Source organism: Mediterraneibacter sp., from assembly GCF_030825015.1.
Classification (GTDB): domain Bacteria; phylum Bacillota; class Clostridia; order Lachnospirales; family Lachnospiraceae; genus Mediterraneibacter.
Genome location: NZ_JAPJQP010000028.1, coordinates 1 through 21639, shown reverse-complemented (window position 1 = coordinate 21639; position 21639 = coordinate 1). Strand labels below are relative to the sequence as shown.

Annotated in this window: 17 protein-coding genes; 12 read left to right on the top strand and 5 right to left on the bottom strand. The window is 42.8% G+C overall.

Annotated elements, in window-relative coordinates; all coding sequences use genetic code 11:
- Positions 1-414: 414 nt before the first annotated feature.
- Positions 415-702, top strand: coding sequence for a hypothetical protein (locus RCH61_RS09255; RefSeq protein WP_306480533.1), 288 nt, complete (start codon positions 415-417; stop codon positions 700-702).
- 390 nt (positions 703-1092) lie between these two features.
- The gene (locus tag RCH61_RS09250) at positions 1093-3993 is read left to right on the top strand and encodes a dockerin type I domain-containing protein (RefSeq protein ID WP_306480532.1); all 2901 of its coding nucleotides are present in this window, start codon (positions 1093-1095) and stop codon (positions 3991-3993) included.
- 229 nt (positions 3994-4222) lie between these two features.
- On the opposite strand, the gene mgtE is transcribed toward RCH61_RS09250, so the two are convergent.
- The gene (gene mgtE, locus RCH61_RS09245; protein ID WP_178007441.1) at positions 4223-5554 is read right to left on the bottom strand and encodes a magnesium transporter; all 1332 of its coding nucleotides are present in this window, start codon (positions 5552-5554) and stop codon (positions 4223-4225) included.
- Positions 5555-5849: 295 nt separating this feature from the next.
- Here mgtE and RCH61_RS09240 point away from each other — a divergent pair, with 295 nt between their 5' ends.
- The 3 genes from RCH61_RS09240 to RCH61_RS09230 all read left to right on the top strand — a co-directional run bounded on the left by RCH61_RS09240 (position 5850) and on the right by RCH61_RS09230 (position 9763).
- A complete protein-coding gene (locus RCH61_RS09240) occupies positions 5850-7310 on the top strand; it encodes an aminoacyl-histidine dipeptidase (RefSeq protein WP_306480531.1) in 1461 nt (486 codons plus the stop codon).
- Between the two features lie 105 nt (positions 7311-7415).
- A complete protein-coding gene (locus tag RCH61_RS09235) occupies positions 7416-8411 on the top strand; it encodes an XdhC family protein (RefSeq protein ID WP_306480530.1) in 996 nt (331 codons plus the stop codon).
- Between the two features lie 65 nt (positions 8412-8476).
- Positions 8477-9763, top strand: coding sequence for an amidohydrolase family protein (locus RCH61_RS09230; RefSeq protein ID WP_306480529.1), 1287 nt, complete (start codon positions 8477-8479; stop codon positions 9761-9763).
- A gap of 181 nt (positions 9764-9944) precedes the next feature.
- Here RCH61_RS09230 and RCH61_RS09225 read toward each other — a convergent pair whose 3' ends face one another.
- Positions 9945-10328, bottom strand: coding sequence for a RidA family protein (locus RCH61_RS09225; RefSeq protein ID WP_306480528.1), 384 nt, complete (start codon positions 10326-10328; stop codon positions 9945-9947).
- A gap of 303 nt (positions 10329-10631) precedes the next feature.
- On the opposite strand from RCH61_RS09225, the gene RCH61_RS09220 reads away from it, so the two are divergent.
- The 7 genes from RCH61_RS09220 to RCH61_RS09190 all read left to right on the top strand — a co-directional run bounded on the left by RCH61_RS09220 (position 10632) and on the right by RCH61_RS09190 (position 18531).
- Positions 10632-12074: a uracil-xanthine permease family protein gene (locus RCH61_RS09220; RefSeq protein WP_306480527.1), complete on the top strand. Its 1443-nt coding sequence runs from the start codon at positions 10632-10634 to the stop codon at positions 12072-12074.
- A 103-nt stretch (positions 12075-12177) separates the two neighbouring features.
- A complete protein-coding gene (gene hydA, locus RCH61_RS09215) occupies positions 12178-13545 on the top strand; it encodes a dihydropyrimidinase (RefSeq protein WP_306480526.1) in 1368 nt (455 codons plus the stop codon).
- Between the two features lies 1 nt (position 13546).
- Positions 13547-14320: a selenium cofactor biosynthesis protein YqeC gene (gene yqeC / locus RCH61_RS09210; RefSeq protein WP_178007358.1), complete on the top strand. Its 774-nt coding sequence runs from the start codon at positions 13547-13549 to the stop codon at positions 14318-14320.
- A complete protein-coding gene (gene yqeB, locus RCH61_RS09205; protein ID WP_306480525.1) occupies positions 14304-15719 on the top strand; it encodes a selenium-dependent molybdenum cofactor biosynthesis protein YqeB in 1416 nt (471 codons plus the stop codon). The genes yqeC and yqeB overlap by 17 nt, the downstream gene beginning before the upstream one ends.
- Positions 15720-15784: 65 nt before the next feature.
- Positions 15785-16687 carry a molybdate ABC transporter substrate-binding protein gene (gene modA, locus RCH61_RS09200; RefSeq protein WP_306480524.1) on the top strand — a complete coding sequence of 301 codons (903 nt, stop codon included), beginning with the start codon at positions 15785-15787 and terminating at the stop codon, positions 16685-16687.
- A 92-nt stretch (positions 16688-16779) separates the two neighbouring features.
- Positions 16780-17484 carry a molybdate ABC transporter permease subunit gene (gene modB / locus RCH61_RS09195; RefSeq protein ID WP_306480523.1) on the top strand — a complete coding sequence of 235 codons (705 nt, stop codon included), beginning with the start codon at positions 16780-16782 and terminating at the stop codon, positions 17482-17484.
- 3 nt (positions 17485-17487) lie between these two features.
- Positions 17488-18531 carry a sulfate/molybdate ABC transporter ATP-binding protein gene (locus RCH61_RS09190; protein WP_306480522.1) on the top strand — a complete coding sequence of 348 codons (1044 nt, stop codon included), beginning with the start codon at positions 17488-17490 and terminating at the stop codon, positions 18529-18531.
- A gap of 253 nt (positions 18532-18784) precedes the next feature.
- Here RCH61_RS09190 and RCH61_RS09185 read toward each other — a convergent pair whose 3' ends face one another.
- The 3 genes from RCH61_RS09185 to RCH61_RS09175 are packed head-to-tail and all read right to left on the bottom strand — an operon-like array spanning position 18785 to position 21370.
- A complete protein-coding gene (locus RCH61_RS09185; protein ID WP_178007367.1) occupies positions 18785-19099 on the bottom strand; it encodes a hypothetical protein in 315 nt (104 codons plus the stop codon).
- 56 nt (positions 19100-19155) lie between these two features.
- Positions 19156-19995 carry an ABC transporter substrate-binding protein gene (locus tag RCH61_RS09180; RefSeq protein WP_306480521.1) on the bottom strand — a complete coding sequence of 280 codons (840 nt, stop codon included), beginning with the start codon at positions 19993-19995 and terminating at the stop codon, positions 19156-19158.
- Positions 19979-21370 carry a recombinase family protein gene (locus RCH61_RS09175; RefSeq protein ID WP_306480520.1) on the bottom strand — a complete coding sequence of 464 codons (1392 nt, stop codon included), beginning with the start codon at positions 21368-21370 and terminating at the stop codon, positions 19979-19981. Before RCH61_RS09175 ends, RCH61_RS09180 begins: the two co-directional genes overlap by 17 nt.
- Positions 21371-21639: the final 269 nt, after the last annotated feature.

The following is a 21639-nucleotide window of genomic DNA, read 5'->3' as shown; positions in this document are numbered from 1 at the left end:
AATTTATAAGATTGATAGTCAACTGTACAGTCGGTTACAAGAAGCCAATTAAATTGCAGTTTGTCGCTGACACACATATCTAAAATTGAATACTTAAATTTGCATAGTCGAGAGGTTTATCAAACGATAATCTCCTCGGCTTATTTTATTTTCAAGGAGGTGCAGAAGTGAATTATCAAGAGTACAAGCAATCTCTTAACCAAAGGCTGACCGATAAGGTACAGCGTGAGTTTTCGGCTTTTCGGGAAGAAATGTTAGGAAAACCGTCACAGAAGGTCAAAAGATTTTGCGTTGGGAAGTTTACATTGTAATATTCCTTCTTCGCTTAACGGCAGCTTTTGTGTCATATCAACTTGTTAAAAACATCTTGAAGTAAAAGTGATTTTGGAAGATCCTAATGTAGGGAAGGAAGAAGTGGATCAAGCGATTGCAAAGCTACAGAAAGCTGTAGATGGTTTGAAAAAATCAGAGACATCGACCCCGGGAGATAAGGATCAGGGAACAAGTGATACAAACACTGATAATACGGGAGATGCACCATCAGCAAGCGATACATCATCAGCAAGCGATACATCATCAGCAAGCGATGTAAAAGCTGTTAAGACAGGGGATGCAGCAGCGCCGATTGGATGGATAGATGTGGGATTTGCAGCAATGCTTGCGGCAGTATGTGGATTTTTTGGAAGAAGAAAAAGACATTGAGCATGAGCTGGTACAATAAAATAGAATAACAGTAAAAATACGGGGATGTGAAATTTTCATGTCCCCGTTAGATTTTAGATGAAAATCGGAGAATTTAGTTCAGGTTTTCTTTTGTAAAAGATAAATGACAAAAGAGGATTCTTTGAAAAGTCTAATGCTGCTAACATGTATAAGAGTATTTATGCAAGAAGATATTTATGCGATAAGGTGTAAATGTTCTATAAAAGGAGTATAATGGAAACATAGACACGAACGGATATGGAAAGAAAAGAAGGAAAAACTTAAAAACAGAGAGAAAAGGAGGGACACGGGAAAAGAATAAAAAGAAGGGAATCATAAAATAGAATTTAACAAATGTCGTACAGAAGTAATCGGGAAAGTGGGGAAAACATGAAGAAAAAGAAAATTTTTGCGCTTGCAATGGCAGGGTGTATGTTGTTCACACAGCCTGCGCTTGCAGAGGAACTGCAGGAAGGGATTGATGATGCAATCGTGATACCGGAGGATGCACAGGAGGACAATAATTCAGATGTGCTTCTTCAAGATGGAGAAGAGCAGTTTTTTGTAAACGATTCATCATCTGAATATGTAGAAACAGAAAGAGCAAACTTTGCGGGAAGAGCCGCAGAGGAAGGAAAAACAGGAAAATCGGTTTTGCTTGACAGCAGCGCTGTTACATATTTGAGCGAGCATCGAGAGATCCCGTGTGCGGAACAGGGAGGAATTTATTTCCTGAATAAGAATAAATTATCATTGTACAAGCCGGACAGTAATAAATTGACAGAAGTACATCAATTCGATAACGTCCGTGATGTTTATGTGGCAAACGACAGACTTTACATATTAGGCTACAATTCTAATATTACGATTTATAATTTGCTTACACAGCAGGAGGAAAAGAAACTTCAGTATGGCGATCACGCAAGTTCGATCGGCGTAGATGCAAAGGGAAGAATTTATCTTGCCGAATCCAATGGAAACGGTGATGACTATGATCTGTATCTTTTATCGCCGGAAGGAACGCTTTTGTCGCAGGCTTTATCAGAGGAAGCGGTATACGGTTTTTACGGATTTGATGAAAGTAACGGGAATTATTATGTAGATACTTATAATAACTGGTATTACTGGGGATATGATCATGATATGCATGCCCTCCGCGCCGGAAATGTAACCGGAGATCAGCTTACGTTTCATAATAAAACACTGATGTTGTATATTTGTCAGTCATATTTTTATGAACGGGAAGAACAAGTCAGTATGCTCGGTGATAAATATGTATGCATAGACAGTACTTTTAATAGTGGATTGAGTATTTGGGATTCTGATGTATATAAGTCAGAAGAGCCGGAAAATACGGAAGTTCTTTTCTTATCGCGTAATAACGAAGAAGGAGGAGAATTTGATCCTGCTGCGAGTGTTGGAACGCGGACGATTTACCGAGAAGAGACGGATTCCATTATTACGTTTAAAAACAATTCCTTTATCGCGGAATATGATGTTCAAAGCGGAGAGGAGATTTGCTCTGCAAAGACGGACTACCCGGTATTCTGCCTGATGGAATATGAAGGCGGAGTTGCAGCGGTTGAGAAATCCGGCGAAAATTATTATTATGAATTTTTCCCGTGGAAGAAAGCGACCAATTTGGAAATTGAAGGAAGCGGTCATACGGTAAATATCGCAGAGACGCTGCAGCTTACCCCTGTGACAAATGGAACAATGGAAGAAGTTTACAGTTGGAAAAGCAGTGATCCGAAAATTGCAAGTATCAATCAATCGGGGCAGGTATTCGGCTGGAAGAAAGGGGAGGCGGTGATCACGGTTAGTACGACAGGTGGTCTGTCGGCACAGTGTACTGTTACGGTGACCGGAGAACCGCCTGTTCAAAATCCGGATAAAGCAGCGACAGTTACAGATGGTCAAGTTTCTGACAATCATTCTTTGAATGATTATACAGTATGGAGTAAGACGGTCAACTCCTATTTGATTCCGAATGCAGACGGAACATTTATGAGGGTGGAGCATTCAGGTGGCAAAATGATCGTTGAAACCTATTCTGCGTCAGGCAAAAAGGCAGGCAGCAAAACAGTCGCGATGGAACTGAAGTTGTTTGGAGGTTTCTATAGCGGAAGCGACTATAATTATTTCGTATTCGGACAGGAGAATCCGAATGACAGTGATGAACAAGAAGTTATGCGGGTTGTAAAATATTCAAAAGATTTTCAGAGGATCGGGGCAGTTTCCGTAAAAGGAGCGAACACGAACATTCCGTTTGAAGCAGGTTCGCTGCGGATGACAGAAACAGCCGGAAAGCTTTATATCCATACATGTCATGAGATGTATCCTGATCAGGATGGGGTGAATCATCAGGCGAATATGACATTTGTAATCAATGAAACGGATATGAGTGTAGAACAGTCTTACTATGACGTATTGAATATCGCACAGGCAGGATATGTGAGCCATTCTTTTAATCAGTTTATCCAGACAGATGGAGAGAATATTTACAGAGTGGATCACGGCGATTCTGCCCCGAGAGGAATTGCTCTTGTTAAATCACAGGTTGGCGGATCAATCACAGAAGTTGAGTATGTAGTTCCGGTTAGATTGGGCAATGTAACCGGAGGACATTACAATGCCACAGGAGCTTCTGTGGGTGGATTTGAGATGTCATCTGAAAACTGTATTATCGCAGGAAATGCAGTGAATTTTGAGGGGGAAAGCGCCAGTACTTTAGACCAGAGAAACATCTTTGTCAGCGTTACTGATAAAGGATTGAGTCGAACGAAAGTTGTATGGCTGACAAATTATGATAAGCAGCAGAATGTAAATGTTCAAACACCTCAGCTTGTGAAAATCGGTGAGGATCAATTTCTCGTCATGTGGCAGGAAGGCAGTAAATACGAAGGAAATCTGACAACAAAGATTGTAACGATAGATTCAGATGGAAATAAAACTTCTGATATAAAGTCGAAATCCATGCCTCTTTCTGATTGTCAGCCTGTTGTAGGACCGGATGGGGTTGTAAGATGGTATGTGACAGATAACAGTGCGCCGACGATCTATGCAGTTAATCCATTTGCACAGAGTCCGTTATATATGAAGGGCGATGTAGATGAAAACGGTAAAGTTGAGATTGCGGATCTTCGTCTTATTTTGCGCAGCGTATGTAAGAAAGTAGAATTAACGGAACAGCAGAAACTTGCCGCAGATGTGACAGAAGACGGTAAGGTTGAGATTGTGGATCTTCGGAAAGTACTAAGATATGTCTGCCATAAGATTACAGAACTGTAAAACAAAAAAATAAAAACGAGTATATAAAACTATATAGAAAAATATATAGAAAGAGAGAGGATCATAAAGAAAAGAAGCAGGGTGCAGATTTGATGAATCGGCATCCTGCTTCTTGTATTAATGGCGGCGAGCCGAAGTCCGGGCTTGCCCGAGAACCTGGCGACTGCTTACAATCCCGAAATGTGCTTTTTGGAACTTCCGGTGATTGTTGATCGTTAAAAAACAGAGTTTATAAGTGAAACATTAATGTTGCAATATTAAAATAGATTAAGATAGAAAATGTATCTACTAATGTTGTGATCAGCGGAGAAGCCATAATTGCCGGATCAAGATGAACTTTACTTGCAAGCAGCGGCAAAATGCATCCGATCAGTTTCGAGATGATAACAGTTGCGGTCAGCGACAGCGCGATGACAAAAGCAAGACTCGGATTATGATACTGGATCAGGATGCGAATTCCGTTTGTAAGGGCGAGGACGCCTCCGACGATAATAGAGATACGAAATTCTTTAAAAATAACTTTAAAAATGTCTTTGAAATGAATTTCTGAAAGCGCAAGTCCGCGAATGATCAATGTTGAACTCTGTGAACCACAGTTTCCGCCGGTATCCATCAGCATTGGGATAAAGGATACAAGCAAAGGGATCGCCGCAAAAGCGTCTTCATATTTGGTAATGATCGTACCTGTAACAATGGAAGTAAACATAAGAATAAGCAGCCAGGGAATCCTGTTTTTTGCATGAGCGAAAGTAGACGTATTAAAATAAGTCTTTTCGCTAGGATTGATGGCAGCCATTTTAGTAATGTCTTCTGTTGCTTCTTCGACCATAACGTCCATGGCATCGTCAAAAGTGACGATGCCGACCATGAGTCCGTCTTTATCCAGCACAGGAAGTGCAAGAAGATCGTATTTTCTGAAAAGCTGAGCTACGTCTTCCTTATCCATATGGGTTCCGACTGAGATGATCTCTGTTTCCATTAATTCGCTGATCAGAACGTTATCGTCTGTCGTCATCAGATCTTTTGCACTGACAATACCGATCAATTTTCTTCTGTCTGTAACGTAACAAGTATAAATCGTTTCTTTATGAATTCCGGTTTCTTTAATATGCGCCATAGACTGTGCAACCGTCATTGTCTGGCGTATGTCAACGTATTCGGTCGTCATGATGCTTCCGGCGCTGTCTTCAGGATAATTCAAAAGCTGATTGATCAGCGTTCGGTCAGACGGAGAAACGGTATCCAGGATCCGGTTGACAAGGTTAGCCGGAAGTTCTTCAAGCAGGTCAACAGTATCGTCCATATACAAGTCGTCAAGCAGTTCCTTCAGTTCTTTTTCAGAAAACATTTCTACAAGGTAAGTCTGCATGGAAGTTTCCATATTGGCAAATACTTCTGCAGCTTTATCTTTGGGAATCAGACGGAATGCAAGAGCAAGCTCTTTGTCATCAAGCTCTGACAGCAATGAGGCTATGTCCACTTCGTTCATTACATCTAAAATACTTCTCACAGCTTTGAACTGACGCTGCTGGAGAAGCTGTACAAAAATGTCTTTGTTCATGATAAATACCTCTCTTTATGTAATTTTTTTCAATCAGACTGCGTATATGACAACTGACACCAGAGTCCATAACCTCACCTCCTTCTGTATGGGATGCTCAGGGCTTTTCCCGCAAAATAAAAACCGTCATTCTGTTAAAAGACGGAAATGTAACACTACTTTTTACTGCTCCATTTTAGTTTACAGGAGGAAATGTGTCAAGAAAAACATATGTAAAAATGGGTGAAAAATTAAGAAAAATCTGTTATACTTAGTAAAGTATATGGAAATAACTAAATAGAAAAGAGGATTTGTTATGGAGTACAAGATCACAGGCTGTAAGCCGGAGAAATTATTTCATTTTTTTGAGGATATCAGTGCGATCCCGAGAGGATCAGGGAATGAAAAAGGACTCAGCGATTATCTTGTGAAATTTGCGCAAGACAGAAATCTTTGGGTTTATCAGGATGACAGTAATAATGTTATTATAAAAAAAGACGGAAGCGAAGGGGCAAAAGACAAAGCTCCGGTTATGCTGCAGGGTCATATTGACATGGTGTGCGATAAACGCGCGGGAGTGGAGCATGATTTTGAAAAAGACGGATTGGATCTTATTGTGAAAGATGGAGTTCTTTCTGCAAACGGAACGACGCTTGGAGCAGACAACGGTGTTGCAGTCGCTTTGATGATGACGGTTCTTGACGATGAAGAATTAGAGCACCCGCCGGTAGAGTGCGTGTTCACGACAGAAGAGGAGATTGGATTGAACGGCGCACAGGCGCTTGATAAGTCTCAGATTACAGCGCGTACGATGATCAACATGGATTCAGAAGAAGAAGGCGTTGCAACAGTAAGCTGTGCAGGAGGACTTCGGGTACAGCTTACGAGAAAGATCAAAAGAGTACAGGCAGAAGGCGTATTAGTCCAAGTGAAAGCAGAAGGACTTTTGGGAGGACATTCAGGAACAGATATTGATAAAGAACGTCAGAACGCCAATCTTTTAATGGCGCGTATGGCAGATTATCTTTTGAAAAATACAGACGGACTTCTTGTAAACTTTGCGGGTGGTACAAAAGACAACGCGATTACGAGAGAATGTGAGCTGTCTTTGATTTACGCAGATCCGGCAGAGGCAGAGAAGGCGGAAAAACTGGCATGTGATCTTGCGGAAGTATTCGCAGAGGAGATCACGCCGTTTGAACCGGACTTTTCCTGCGAGATCGCAGTGACGGAAGGTCAGAGCGTATCTGCGATCCCGGCTGAGGATACAAAAGCATTTGTAGGATTGATGCGTCTTGCACCGAATGGAATTTACAGACGGAACATCAAGATGGATGGGTTTGTCGTTGTATCTTCTAATATGGGAGTTGTCAGAACAGAAGAAGATCATATTATGGTTGCAGTTTCTCCGAGATCGTCAGTGGCAAGTCTTCAGGAAGATACGAAATCACGTTTTGCACTTCTTGCAGAAACATTTGGATTTGAAATTGAGTACAGCGGGGAATATCCGGGATGGAGTTATGCGGAAAAATCCGAGATCCGAGATCTGTTTGTAGAAAGTTACCGCGACTTGTTCGGAACAGAACTTCGGCTGGAAGCTCTTCATGCAGGTCTTGAGTGCGGCCTTTTCTCAGAAGCAATTCCGGGACTGGATGCGATCGCAGTCGGACCGACATTAAATAACGTGCATACTCCGGATGAGAATGCTCCGCTTGATTCACTTGAGCGTTTTTATGAGCTTCTGAAAGAGGTGCTTTCAAGATTGGCAAGAGCATAAAGAGAATCTGTTTTATTTGATTATAGTTTATTCAGTAAAGAAGAAAAAAGCGGGATCGTGGAGATGCCGCTTTTTTTCTTTGCATGGTGACGGGAGGAATCTGAGTTGAACGAATTTTACAGAGAATTAAAAAAGAAACTTACCGTTTCTGAAGGCGATGTTTGGATAGAGACCGTTTTGTCAGGGGAAAATGCGGGAAAGAAAGCAATCCTTTCGGAAGATGCGGTTCAAAGAGAAGCGGAAGACCAAGAAGGACGGCTCTTTGTTGAACGGGTCGGAAGAATCCCCCGTCTTGTGATCTGCGGAGGAGGGCATGTGTCGGCTGCTGTTACAAAGCTTGGAAAGATGCTTGGGTTCTATGTGACTGTTCTTGAAGACCGTCCGAAATTTGCGGATTATGTAAGAAGCGCAGGGGCAGATCTTGTTATCTGCGCTTCATTTCAGGAAGGGCTTGCACAGGTCGGCGGTGATTCGGACACATGGTTTATTATTGTAACACGCGGTCACAGATATGACGCAGAATGTCTGGAGACGATCGTGAAAAAGCAGAATGCCTATGTGGGAATGATGGGAAGTAAAAGACGAGTTGCGATTGTGAAAGAACAGCTTGAAAATAAGGGGATCAGCAGAACGTGTCTGGAGAAGGTGCATACACCGATCGGATTGAAGATCAAAGCTGAGACGCCGGAAGAAATTGCTGTTTCGATTATGGCAGAAATAATCGAAATCAAAAACAGCAGAGAAAAATCAGGAGGCTATTCTAAGGAATTGTTGGAAAAGATTTTTGAAGAGGAAAATGAAATAAAAGAAGATCAAAAGACAATGACCTTAAAGAAAGTGCTTGCGACGATCGTTTCCAGAAAAGGATCTGCTCCCAGAAGTGTAGGAACGAAGATGTTGATCGTGGAAGACGGAAGCATAATCGGAACGATAGGCGGAGGATGCGTTGAAAGTGAAGTGATGCAAAAGGCGATTCTTATGATGCGCAGAGGAGTGCCTGAATTTCAGATCTGTAAAGTCGATATGACGGCAGATGCCGCAGAAGAGGAAGGAATGGTCTGCGGAGGCGTTGTAGAAGTTATGCTGGAGAATCTTGCGTGAATTTTGCGCGAATGACGAAAGGAGAATCCGGGAGTAGGTTAGAAAATATATCCGGAGATATAAGGATGAAAAAAAGATCAGTTTTTATTTTAAAAGGAAATATTGTATACAGTAAGAATCAGAAAGAGTTTTCAATCTGTGAAAACGGATATGTGGTTTGTAAGGACGGTCTTGTCGAAGGCGTATATAAAACACTTCCGTTTAAACTCGGGGGAAATCCGATCCGGGATTATGGAGATGCATTGATCGTTCCGGGATTTGCAGATCTTCATGTCCACGCACCTCAGTATTCATATCGTGGATTAGGAATGGATATGGAATTGTTGGAGTGGCTTGAAACAAATACATTTCCAGAGGAATCGAAGTTTTGTGATCTGGAATATGCCGAAAAGTCATATCGTATTTTTGTGGAAAATATGAGGAAAAGCGCAACGACGAGAGCGTGTGTTTTTGCAACGCTGCACAGACCGGCAACGCTTCTTCTTATGGATCTGTTTGAAAAGAGCGGATTAAGTACATTTATCGGAAAAGTAAATATGGATCGGAATGCGCCGGATTATTTGAGGGAAGAAACGAATGAGTCGTCAGAAGAAACTTTAAAGTGGATTGAAGAGGTGATTGGGAAAAATTATAGCAATACTTATCCAATACTTACCCCTAGATTTGTTCCGACTTGTACGGACGAGTTAATGAAGCAGTTAAAACAGATTCAAAGAAAATATACGCTGCCTTTTCAGTCGCATTTATCTGAAAATCCCGGAGAGATCGCATGGGTAAAAGAACTTTGTCCGTGGTCTGAATTTTATGGAGACGTCTATGATAAGTTTGGCTTATTTGGAGGGGATACCCCTACGATTATGGCGCACTGTGTGTACAGTGACGAAAGAGAGATCAGAAGAATGAAAGAAAATGGTGTGTTTATTGCCCATTGTCCTGAGTCTAATATGAACGTGTCTTCTGGAATCGCACCGGTTAGAAAGTTTCTCGAAGAAGGACTGCATATCGGACTGGGAAGTGATATTGCAGGAGGATCTACAGAGAACATGTTCCGGGCAATGGCGCATGCTGTTCAGTCATCAAAACTGCGCTGGCGGATCAGTGATGACAGCCTGAAGCCGCTGACTGCGGAAGAGGTCTTTTTCATGGCGACAAAAGGCGGAGGAGAATTTTTCGGGAAGGTCGGAAGTTTTGAACCGGGATATGAGTTTGATGCGGTTGTTTTAGATGATAAAAGGCTTGCACATCCGCAGCCGCTTGATGTAAGAAGCAGATTGGAGCGGATGATGTATTTGGCAGATGAACGGGAAGTTGCCGGAAAATATGTGAGGGGAAAAGAAATTGATATTTCCTGATCATCAAAAATAAAAAAGGAACAGTCCGCAGAACTGAATTGCTCAGAACTTGCGGACTGTTTTTGGCAATGGAGATGAGCCAAAGTCCGGGTTTTCCAAAGACCTTGGCGATCTCTTACCATCCCGGAATGAGCCTTTGGCGCTTCCGGTGATTGAAAACATTTTGTTATCTGTCAGAGGATTATTTTTCACGGATTGCGGCAATCGTCTCAACTTCGCATAAAACACCTTTTGGAAGGTCTTTTACAGCAACACAGGAGCGAGCCGGTTTTCCTGTGAAATATTTTGCATACACTTCATTGAATGCGGCAAAATCAGACATGTTTGCAAGGAAACAGGTTGTTTTTACAACATCTGTAAAAGAAGCGTTCTGACTCTCGAGAAGTCCCTGAATATTTTTCATAACTTGTTCGGTCTGTTCTTCGATCGTTGTTCCGATTACTTCGCCTGTTTCCGGTGAAAGCGGGATCTGTCCGGAAAAAAATGCCATTCCGTTTACGATGATTCCCTGTGAATATGGACCGATTGCAGCCGGAGCTTTTTTAGTTTCTACATATTTTAACATCGTACATACCTCCTGAAAACATGTTTTTAACGTTCTTATCATACATCAAAAAGTTTGTCTTGTATAGACTTTTCCGTAATCTGAAAGCTCCTTTTCAAAGGGGAAAGGGAGGGTGGCGATTCTTGCATTTCCCTATGTTTAATGATATTCTATATAGAAGATGAAAGTCAGTTTGCGTGGAGTACAGGACAATGAAAACAGCGGGTAGACGGCTGTAGTTACAGTGAGAAGAACATGTCTTTCGGAAATTCCGCAAGAGCAGAGACCGGGGTCGACAAGGAGAGAAAAAGAGAGGAAAAAAGGATGGGCATAAGAGAAGGAAAAAAAGAGAATTCAGAGTTGTTCAAGTGGGATGGAAAGCCGACGCTTGGGCAGATACTTCCGCTTGCAGCACAGCATGTACTTGCGGCAGTGGTTGGATGCGTAACACCGGCAATTTTAGTTGCGAATGCAGCGAATAACGCAGGCGGAAACGTGGATATGGGACTTTTGATCCAAATGTCTCTTGTCTTTGCTGCGCTGTCCACTTTGCTGCAGCTGTATGGAAATAAGGTGAGAATGGGTTCGGGACTTCCGGTTATTATCGGTGTCAGTTTCGCGTATGTGCCGACGATGACAGCGATCGCAGCACAGGCGAAAAGCATTGATACGATTTTGGGCGCTATGCTCATAGGCGGTGTTGTGGCTATTATTGTCGGACTGACGATCAAGCAGATCAGAAAAGTGTTTCCGCCACTGGTAATCGGTACGGTTATTTTTGCGATCGGATTATCGTTATATAAAACAGCGATTAATTATATGGCAGGAAATCCGGCTAATACATATGAAGTGATTGTAGAACAGCAGGGAAAGACGTCGGCGCTTGTATTCGGTTCATGGCAGAACTGGCTGGTTTCTTTCGTGACGCTTGCGATTGTTGTTGCGTTAAACCATTACGGAAAAGGTCTTTTTAAACTGGCGTCAATATTGATCGGACTTTTATGCGGATATGTGCTTGCTCTTTGTTTTGGAATGGTGGATTTTTCAGTTCTTTCAAACGCAGGATGGTTTCAGATTCCGAAGCCGTTGGAGTTTGGAATGCGGTTTGAAATATCGGCGATCATACCTTTGGCAATTCTGTTTTTAGTCAATTCGATTCAGGCTATGGGAGATTTTTCTGCGACGACAAGCGGAGGTATGGATCGCCTTCCGACGGACAAAGAATTAAATGGCGGTATTATCGGATATGGAGTAGGAAATATTGTAAGCGCCTTTTTTGGCTGTCCGCCAACGGCGACGTTTAGTCAAAATGTCGGAATTGTAGGAACAACGAAAGTTGTTTCCAGAAGAGTCTTTGCAGCATCGGCGGGAATCCTTTTAGTAGCAGGTCTGATTCCGAAGTTTTCCGCGCTGCTTCGAACAATCCCGCAGTGCGTACTTGGAGGAGCGGTAGTTTCCGTATTTGCATCGATAGCAATGACAGGGATCAGGCTGCTTGTGACGGAGAAACTGACCGCGCGCAATGCGACAGTGGCAGGACTTTCGATTGCCATCGGAATGGGAGTTTCCTTAAGCAGCGGATGTTTGGATCCGATGACGCAGAGCATCCACAGCGCGTTGAATATGAGTATGAATCTGGAAAACTTTCAGGCGATCATAAACAATACGTTTGCATCTTCACCGGTTGTTTTGGCAACAATCTTTGCCGTGATCTTAAATCTGATCCTTCCGAAGGAGAAAGATCAGGAGAAAGAAGCTGCAAAGTAAGGCGGGAAGCAGAAAGAGCAGTATAGATTAAAAAACAAATTCTGTTGAAAAAGAACAAATTATTTTTGATAGAAAGAATAAATTACAAGAAAGAAGGGGATTGATGATGAAACGGTTATTCAAAGGCGGAACGGTTGTCAGCGGGGAAGGTTTGAAAAAGATCGATCTTTTTGTGAAAGGAGAGAAAATTCTTGCGGCAGGGAAAAATCTTGCATTTCAGGATGCAGAGGTTATTGATGTGAGAGGAAAGCTCCTTTTCCCTGGATTTATAGATGCCCATACGCATATGGCGGCAGAGTTCCATAATATTGCGGCAGCAGATCAGTTTGAAACCGGAACAAAAGCTGCGTTGGCAGGGGGAACGACATGTATCATCGATTTTGCAGAGCAGCACAAAGGAGAAAGCCTGAAAAAGGCGCTTGCCGACAGCCGTCAAAAAGCAGACGGACAGGCTTCCTGTGATTATGCGTTTCATCTGGCTTTGAGCGACTGGAATGAGGAGATCGAGAAAGAACTTGAAGAAATCGTGAAAAAAGAAACCTGTTCCTTTAAATTATATACGGCATACGACAGGATGCTGGACGATGAACAGGTCTACGAAATTCTTTCCAAAGTGAAAACGTTAGGCGGCATTGCGGCAATTCATTGTGAAAATCACGGGATCATACAGGCACGTTTAAAAGAACTGGAGAAAACAAAAGGCAGAACAGACCTTGCGGATTATCCGTGGACACATCCGAAGGAAGCGGAGGCTGAGGCGGTCGGAAGGATCTTAAAGATCGCAAAATGTGTAGATACTCCGGTGATCATCGCACATTTGAGTACGGCGGCAGCATACAGAGAGATTTTAAAGGCAAGAGAAAATGGTCAGACAGTCTATGTTGAAACATGCCCGCAGTATCTTTTATTAAATGAAGATAAGTATTCGCTTCCGGCGGAAGAAGCATGCAATTATGTGATCGATCCTCCGCTTCGGAAGCAGAAAAACAGTGAGATATTGTGGGATGCCCTTCGAGAAGGAAGGATCCAAACGATTGCGTCAGATCATTGCGGGTTTACAAAGAAACAAAAAAATGTCGAAGATCAGGACTTTATGCTGATTCCGGCCGGTATTCCGGGAGCAGAAGAACGTCCGGCGCTTATGTGGCAGTACGGAGTGAATGAAGGCAGGATCACCGCGGAGCAGATGTGTGCGTATTTGTCCGAAAATCCGGCGAAATTATATAAGCTGTATCCGTGGAAAGGCGCGCTTATTCCGGGAAGTGATGCGGATATTGTTATTTGGGATCCGAATACCGAGTGGACGATGACTGCGGCAGATCATCAGTCTGCCTGTGATTATTGTCCGATGGAAGGAGCAGAAATTGCCGGAAGAGCAGAGCAGGTTTATTTGCGTGGAAAACTTGTGGCAGAAAACGGAAAGATCGTTGAGGAAAAAACCGGAACTTATATCCGTCATGGAGTAGAATAAAATGATATTTAGTTATAAAGACGGCGAGTTGTGTGGATGTAAATCTTTGATCGAAGCAGCAGACCTGAAAGCTCTTGTCGTATCTGTCGTTGGTGCAGGCGGAAAGACAACCATTCTGCATCGTTTGGAAGAAGAGTTCGTCAGAAGAAACCGTCGCGTGATCTTTATGACGACAACACGGATCATGAAGGAAGGTACACCTTACTTTTTAGAAGATGCGTCGGAAGATGAGATCAGAGATGGATTAAAAAAGTTTGGGAGAGTGTGGATCGGAAGTCATGATCCGATTTCGGGAAAGACAGCTCCGCCGGCACAAGAAATTCTTGCGGAAGTTCTTCGGTGGAAACTGCCGATCCTGATTGAGGCAGATGGAGCGAAACGGATGCCTCTTAAAGTTCCGGCAGAACACGAACCGGTCATTCTTGAACAAACCGGACATGTTCTTTCGGTTTATGGCTTGGATGCGATCGGAAGCACATTGGAATCTTCATGTTTTCGCGTAGAAAAGGCAGAGCAGATTCTTCAAAAAAACAGGAAAGAGCGCATTACGGCATATGATATTGCGGCGCTTGCGCTATCAGATAAGGCGGGCAGAAAAGGCTGTCCGCCTTCTGCGGAATATACGGTTATTTTGAATAAAGCGGATTGTGCCGACAGAAGAAAAGCTGCGGTGGCAATATGCGAGCAACTAAAAGACCGGGGCGTAAAAAACATAGTGGTGACATCATTTAAAAGAAACAGAAAAGAGGATGGAATTCGTGAGGATATTGATTAAAGGCGCAGGAGATCTGGCAACAGGAATTGCGTCAAGACTCTATGGCGCGGGTCATCAAATTTTAATGACAGAGATCGGAGTTCCCCTTACAGTCAGGAGAACTGTTGCGCTGTCACGGGCAGTATATGAAGGGCAGGCAAATGTCGAAGAAATGGAAGCAGTGCTTGCCGAAAATCAGGAAGAGGCCGAAGCAGCCATAAGAGACGGGAAGATCCCTGTTATGGTGGATCCGAAAGCGGAATGCAGAAACTGGTATAAACCAGATGTGATCGCAGATGCGATCATTGCAAAGAAAAATACAGGAACCCGGATTACGGATGCCCCTTTTGTGATAGGAATCGGTCCTGGATTTACGGCTGGAAAGGACTGCCATTGTGTTGTTGAAACGAAAAGAGGACATACTCTTGGTTCGATAATATGGACCGGCAGCGCGATCGCGAATACCGGAGTGCCGGGAAATATAGGAGGATATACGACTGAACGGCTTATACGGGCTTCGGCGGACGGAGTGATAGAACCGAAAGTGAAGATTGGAGATCTGGTCGAAAAGGGGCAGGTTGTTGCAATGACCGGAGGAAAACCGGTTTTTGCACAGATGAGCGGAATTGTAAGAGGGATGCTGCAGCCGGGAGCGGCTGTAACGGAACATTTAAAGATCGGGGATATTGATGCCCGCGCAGAAAGATCCCATTGTGAGACAATTTCAGATAAAGCAAGAGCGATAGGCGGGGGAGTGCTGGAAGCAGCAGAACGTTTTGAAAAGATGAAAAATCGATATGCGATTGTTATACTGGCAGCAGGTCAGGGCAGGAGATTTGCAGGTCAGGAAGGAAAAAGCAAACTGCATGTGAAGATAGACGGAAAGCCGATGTATCTGCTTATGATGGAAAAATTTGAGGCTTTTTCCTCTTTTCCGTGTTTCATTGTGACCGGAGATGACGCGATTATAAAAGAGGCACAGATGAGGGGGATCTCCGTTGTGAAAAATAAAGAACCGGAAAAAGGAATCGCACAGTCTGTTAAACTTGGCGTACAGGCTGTGATCACGGGCTGTCAAGATAGAATCGAAGGCAGCGACTGGATGCCGGACGGAATTCTCTTTTGCGTATGCGATCAACCACGGTTAGAAGTTTCTACGATTCAGAAAATATTAAACGATGCGGCGCTGCATAAGAGAAATATTATCTGTGCAGGCTGTCAGGGGAAAAAAGGAAATCCGGTTTTGTGGCCGTCAGATTTCTTCCGGGAACTGCTGAGATTGACAGGAGATGAGGGCGGAAGACAAATCCTTGGAAAATACGCGGCGAAAGTGCGGGTTGTAGAGGCGCAGCAAAAAGAGCTGTTTGATATTGACCGAACGGAGGATATGGAGTATCTCAAAATGTCAGGAGAAAAATAGGCGGGCGGAAGCCGGAAAATAGAAGAGTGGAAGGCGGAAGGAAAAGAGAATTGAAAGGAAATGACATGAAAAAAAGAGTGATTGCAATTATGGCAGCGCTTGTATGCGCTGTCTCTGTATTTGGCTGCGGATTGGAAAAAGAATCTAGAAATAAAAAAGAGAAAGGACCGGCAGCCGTAGATTATTCCAGGACAGAAGAAAATGAAGCAGAAGAAGAGACGGAAATTCAGGTTTTTATTGCAGCAAGTCTGAATAAGGTCATGACTGAATTGGCAGAGCAGTATCAGAAAGATCATCCAAATGTGAAAATTACATATAATCCGGACAGCTCTGGGACTCTTATGACCCAGATTGAGGAAGGGTATGAATGCGATCTTTTCTTTTCGGCAGCGCAGAAGCAAATGGATATACTTGAATCAGATGGATTCCTAGTAGATGGAACACGGCATAATGTTGTAAACAATCAGGTTGTCGTTGTTACACTTAAAGGAAGTGATACGAAGGTAGAAGGGCTTGCAAATCTTCAGGATGCAAAAAGTATTGCTTTGGCAGGAGGCAGTGTTCCGGCAGGGAAATATACGAGACAGGCGCTTGTAAATATGGGGATGATCTCTGCAAAAGGAGATCCCGCCGCTGTTACGGCACAGGAAATATCTGAGACACTTGGCGGAGTTGAAATCAGCGAGCAGGACAATGTAAGCAAGGTTTTGATGGCGGTTGTGGAAGGCTCATGTGAAGTTGGAACGACTTATTACTCCGACACATACGGCTATGAAGATGATCTTGAGATTTTAGAAACGGTAAGTTATGATCTGACGGGGGACGTCATCTATCCGATTGCACAGGTTGTTAATAAGGAAGCTGACAAAAAGCAAACAGAAGCCGCAAAAGAATTTATGGAATTTATTTTGTCTGATAAAGCTGCAAAAGTATTTGAATCCTATTATTTTGATACGGATGTGAAATAAACAGAAGACAGATCCTGTCGATGCAAAGTAAGAATTATCAAAGTAAGAATCATCAATGGAAAATGAGAATTATTAATGCGGAGTGAGGATAAATGGAAGAAATAGCAGGAATATTGAAAGAGCTAGACTGGAGTCCGCTGTATATTTCGTTGAAGACAGGAATTGTGGCTACAGTGATTTCCTTTTTTCTGGGAATTTTTGCGGCTCGAAAAGTGGTGAAAGCTTCTCCGGGGAAAAAAGCAGTGTTAGACGGAATTTTAACGCTTCCCATGGTATTGCCCCCCACCGTAGCAGGATTTTTTTTACTGCTTTTGTTTAGCAGGCGAAGACCTGTCGGAGCATTTTTGTTTGAGGAGTTTGGATTTAAAGTCGTGCAGACATGGATCGGATGTGTGATTGCAGCGACTGTAATCGCATTTCCTCTTATGTATCGTAACGCAAGGGCGGCGATGGAGCAGATTGATGCAAACCTGGTTTATGCGGGACGTACACTTGGGATGTCAGAAACAAAAATCTTTTGGAAGATTGTTGTACCGACAGCCGGACCTGGAATCGCATCAGGAACGATTCTGACATTTGCCAGGGCAATGGGAGAATACGGGGCGACGTCAATGCTGGCGGGAAATATACAGGGGAAGACAGGGACAATCTCTCAGAAAATCGCAATGGTTATTCAGGATGGAGATTATGTGTCTGCCGGGATTTGGGTTGCAGTTGTCATTTTGATCGCTTTTATTATTGTTTTTCTTATGAATTGGATTTCCGGGCGAAAGATGAAACATATTGGGAGGTGGTGACAGATGGCGATTGATGTGAAGATCCTGAAAAAATGGGGAGAGTTTTGTTTGGATATCCGCTTTCAAAGTCAGTCAAAACGGATCGGTATTTTAGGAGCATCAGGCAGCGGAAAAAGTATGACATTGAAAAGCATTGCCGGAATAGAAACTCCAGACAGTGGATATATAGAAATAGATGGAAACATATTGTTTGATAAAGAAACAAAAATAAATCTAAAGCCGCAAAAACGAAAGGTTGGTTATCTCTTTCAAAACTATGCTCTCTTTCCGACAATGACGGTGGAACAGAATATAGCAGCTGGGTTAAAAGGAAAGAAACCAGTTTTACGGAGACGAGTTGGAGAGATGGTTCGGAAGTTTGGATTGACAGGATTAGAAAATCGTTATCCGCATCAGCTTTCAGGAGGGCAGCAGCAAAGGACAGCTCTTGCCCGGATTATGGCATATGAACCAAAAGTGATCTTATTGGATGAGCCTTTCTCTGCTTTGGATATGTATCTGAAAGACCGGATGGAGCAGGAATTGCTGCAAATGTTGGAGTTGTATGAGGGTACGGTTATTATGGTGTCTCATAACCGAGATGAAATCTATCGTTTCAGCGAAGAGGTTTTAGTTATGGACGAAGGAAAAATCGCTGCATTTGGGAAAACAGAAGATCTGTTTCAAAATCCAAAAAGCCGGACAGCGGCAAGACTTACCGGATGTAAAAACTTTTCGAAGATGACCCGTATAGACGATCATACTTTGGATGCGGAAGAATGGGGGGTTCGTCTCAAGGTGAAACAAACCGTGCCGCAAGAATCAAAATGGATTGGTTACCGGGCGCATGATTTTATTCCTGTTTGGGGAGAGCGGGGAGAGAATATGCTGCCGTTTCGCCTTAAGAGCAGCGCGCGTCTTCCTTTTGAACAAAATTATTATATTGCAGCAGAAGATGAAAGTCCGATCTGTTGGTTTGTGCAGAGAGAAAAAATAAAAGAAATAGAGGAAAAAGGATATCCTGATTATTTATGGATCAATGAAGAAAAAATATTATTTTTGAATTGATAATTAAATGATGATAAGCCTGAAAATTAAAAAGATTTGTTTTTAGGCGAAGTCCGGCGGCTGTACATACCGACTGTATATACAGCCGCCGTCTCCTTTTATAAAAACAACAGAAATCAGCTTTCTGCTGTTATGGACGATGGGGAATACACTGTTTTGTGTTTCCTATCGTTTTCATATACATAAGATAACAGGTAATTGTGAAGGAGGTGTGACAATATATGGAAGAAAAATTAAAATTTCTAAAAAGAAACTAAAGTGTATGATTCTTTACAGTGTGCATCATTTCCTGTAATGCCTGTTCCCAACGTTCCTGTTCAGTTTCAAATCTTTCCCATAACCAAGCGATTGCAAGATCAAGTCCTGCTTCAGAAAGTTCAAAAGTTTTTCTTTCTATCTGATCTTCCGGCGTTTGCTCAAAACACCACGGTTCGGGATAGATAAAAACAGTAAATGTTGTGCTTTCTTTGCCATTGTCTGAACGCATCATGTAACGCATACCATTATGGCTTCCTGAAAAAGGTTCTTTTTTCAGTCCGCCGTAAGGAACAAGTCTCTTATCAATCATGAAGATATCTCCCTGTCGTTTTTGTTATTTGCCACACCGGACATGAATTTATTATATCATTGTGCAGCTTTTTCTGCAAATTCTGTAGTGATCAGATCTTCGTACGGAACTCTTTGCTCAAGTTCACCGGAGCTTTCCAAAATATCCTGAAGTAAGTCAAAACTGCTTTTTTCAAAAATCAGATTGTTTTTCCAAGTATCCTGTTCGTAATAACGGGTTACGATTGTTGTAATCGTATCAAGTGTTGTTTCGGGAAATTGAGGCTCAATTACAGAAGCAATCTCAGCAGGAGTATGAGATTGAACAAAATCCATTCCTTTTTGGAGGGCATTAGTAAAATGTTGGATTACTTCTGCATTTTCTTTTAAATAACTTTTTTTGGCGCTGAAAGCTGTGTAAGGAACATATCCGCTGTCTTCTCCCAGAGATGCGATAACATGACCTTTTCCGGCAGATTCAAGAGAAGTTGCTCCTGGTTCGAATTCAATCGTAAAATCTCCCCGTCCATCTGCAAAGGCAGGCGCTGTAGAACCAAAGTCTATATTTTGGATAATGGTAAGATCTTGTTCGGGATCAATTCCGTTTTCCTTTAAAATATATTCAAATACCATCTCAGGCATGCCGCCTTTTCTGCCGCCCAAAACCATTTTTCCTTTCAGCATTTCCCATTGAAAATCAGTAGATTCCTGTCGTGCAACGAGAAAATTACCGGCTCTTTGTGTGAGTTGAGCAAAATTAACGACATAGTCGGAAGCTCCTTCATTGTACATATAAACAGAAGCTTCAGAGCCCATAAATCCAATGTCAGCTTCGCCGGAAATAACAGCAGTCATTGTTTTATCAGCTCCAAACGGGGATGACAATTTAGGCGCAGACAGCTTAAATAAAATCAACATAGTCAATCGTATAATCGGATTTTAAATAGATCTGCCGGATCGTGTTTTTCCAAAAGGCTCTTTTGTTTTCAGGTGTCAATGATCTGTAAATATCCCTGAAATCCTGCTGAAGGAGTGTCTTAATAAATGAGTAGTCAGGCTCGGGATCAACGGTTACGGAGTTTAAATCTTCTTTTTCTTTCTCCAGTGAGTCGTATTCCCGGCTGTAATAGTCCCATTCGATTCGTCCCTTTTGAAAGAGCAAATTTAATCGATCCAGTTCTTTGTCGATCTGCTTTTCTGTTCGAACCGGAGGCGCTTTCTTTTTTTGCTGCTTTACGTTTTCTACACGGATTTTGTACATTTTAAACTCATTCTCCAGATTATCTAAAAGGTAGCTTTCAATCAGATTTTGGCTTACTCTGTGCTGATTTGTGCAGATTCGGTCAATCATTGCCCTGTTGCATCTGTAGTAACAGTAGTCTCGTTTTTCTCCAGTCTTTCTGTTTACAACGGATTTGCAGCCAGTTCCGCATAAAATCTGTCCGCATTGCGGACATCGGATTAGTCCGGTAAAGTAGTAGACCCTTCCGGATCGTGTACGTCTTATACTTTTTTTGCTGATGTTTTGGATGTGCGCCCATCGTTCCTCTGATAGGTAAGCGGGGCAGTATGGAATCCCGCGGTATGTACCTTTGTAAAATTCACTGGAAAGCATGGTGCGCAGCATACCGTAAGAAAAAGCGGGATCGTAGTTACGCTGTATAAACCGAAGAGTCTGCTGCTTAGCCTGGTGTTTTTCAAAGTAATCGTAAAATGCATTTACCATCTCTTCCTGTTCCGGATCTTTGACCATACATTTCTTTCCATCTACGATTCCCACCTTATAACCGCGCGGCATATTGTTTTCTCCAAAAATGACTTTTCCCTGCCGAATAGATGCTTCGTTCACGAATTTGATACGCTCGGATGTTGTATCTACTTCGTTCTGTCCGATTGACAGCACAACATTGAGCTGCAACCGGCCGTCCCTAGTCTCCATGTTGATGCCCGGTTCTGAGGCAGAGATCCAGTATACTCCATATTCATCCAGGATATCTTGTACTTTGTAGAAGTCGGACATGTTTCTAAACCAGCGGTCCAGCCGCCAAAAGAGGATTACGTCAATCTTTCCGGCCTTTACGTCTTCCAGCAGAGCATGGATTGCCTTTCGTTTCTTGAGCTCTTTTCTTGCAGTCTTACCTTCATCTGCATAGATACCGGTAACGATCATTCCATGATCTTTCGCATAGCATGCAAGGTATTCACGCTGAGCTTCTATGGATTTTCCGTGCATCATCTGTTCCGAAGTTGAGACACGGATATAGATCGCGCAGCGTTTGATCTTTTCCGACATGTTATCATCTCCTTTATTCATTTGTATGTTTCAAGCCGCGCCCCATGCATAGGGACGAGGATACAAAAATAACAGCCAGCATGGAACGAGTGTTCCGGCTTGCGTGACTGTTCCGAAGATGATACAATATTTTTGTTGATTAGGTGTATATCTTCGGATATATCCCAGAGCCGTTCCTGTTGGCGCAGGGGCGGTTCTTTCTTATGCAAAAACAAAAGAGGGTGTCGCAAAATCATCAGATTAGATGATTGAGCGATGCCCTCGCTCTA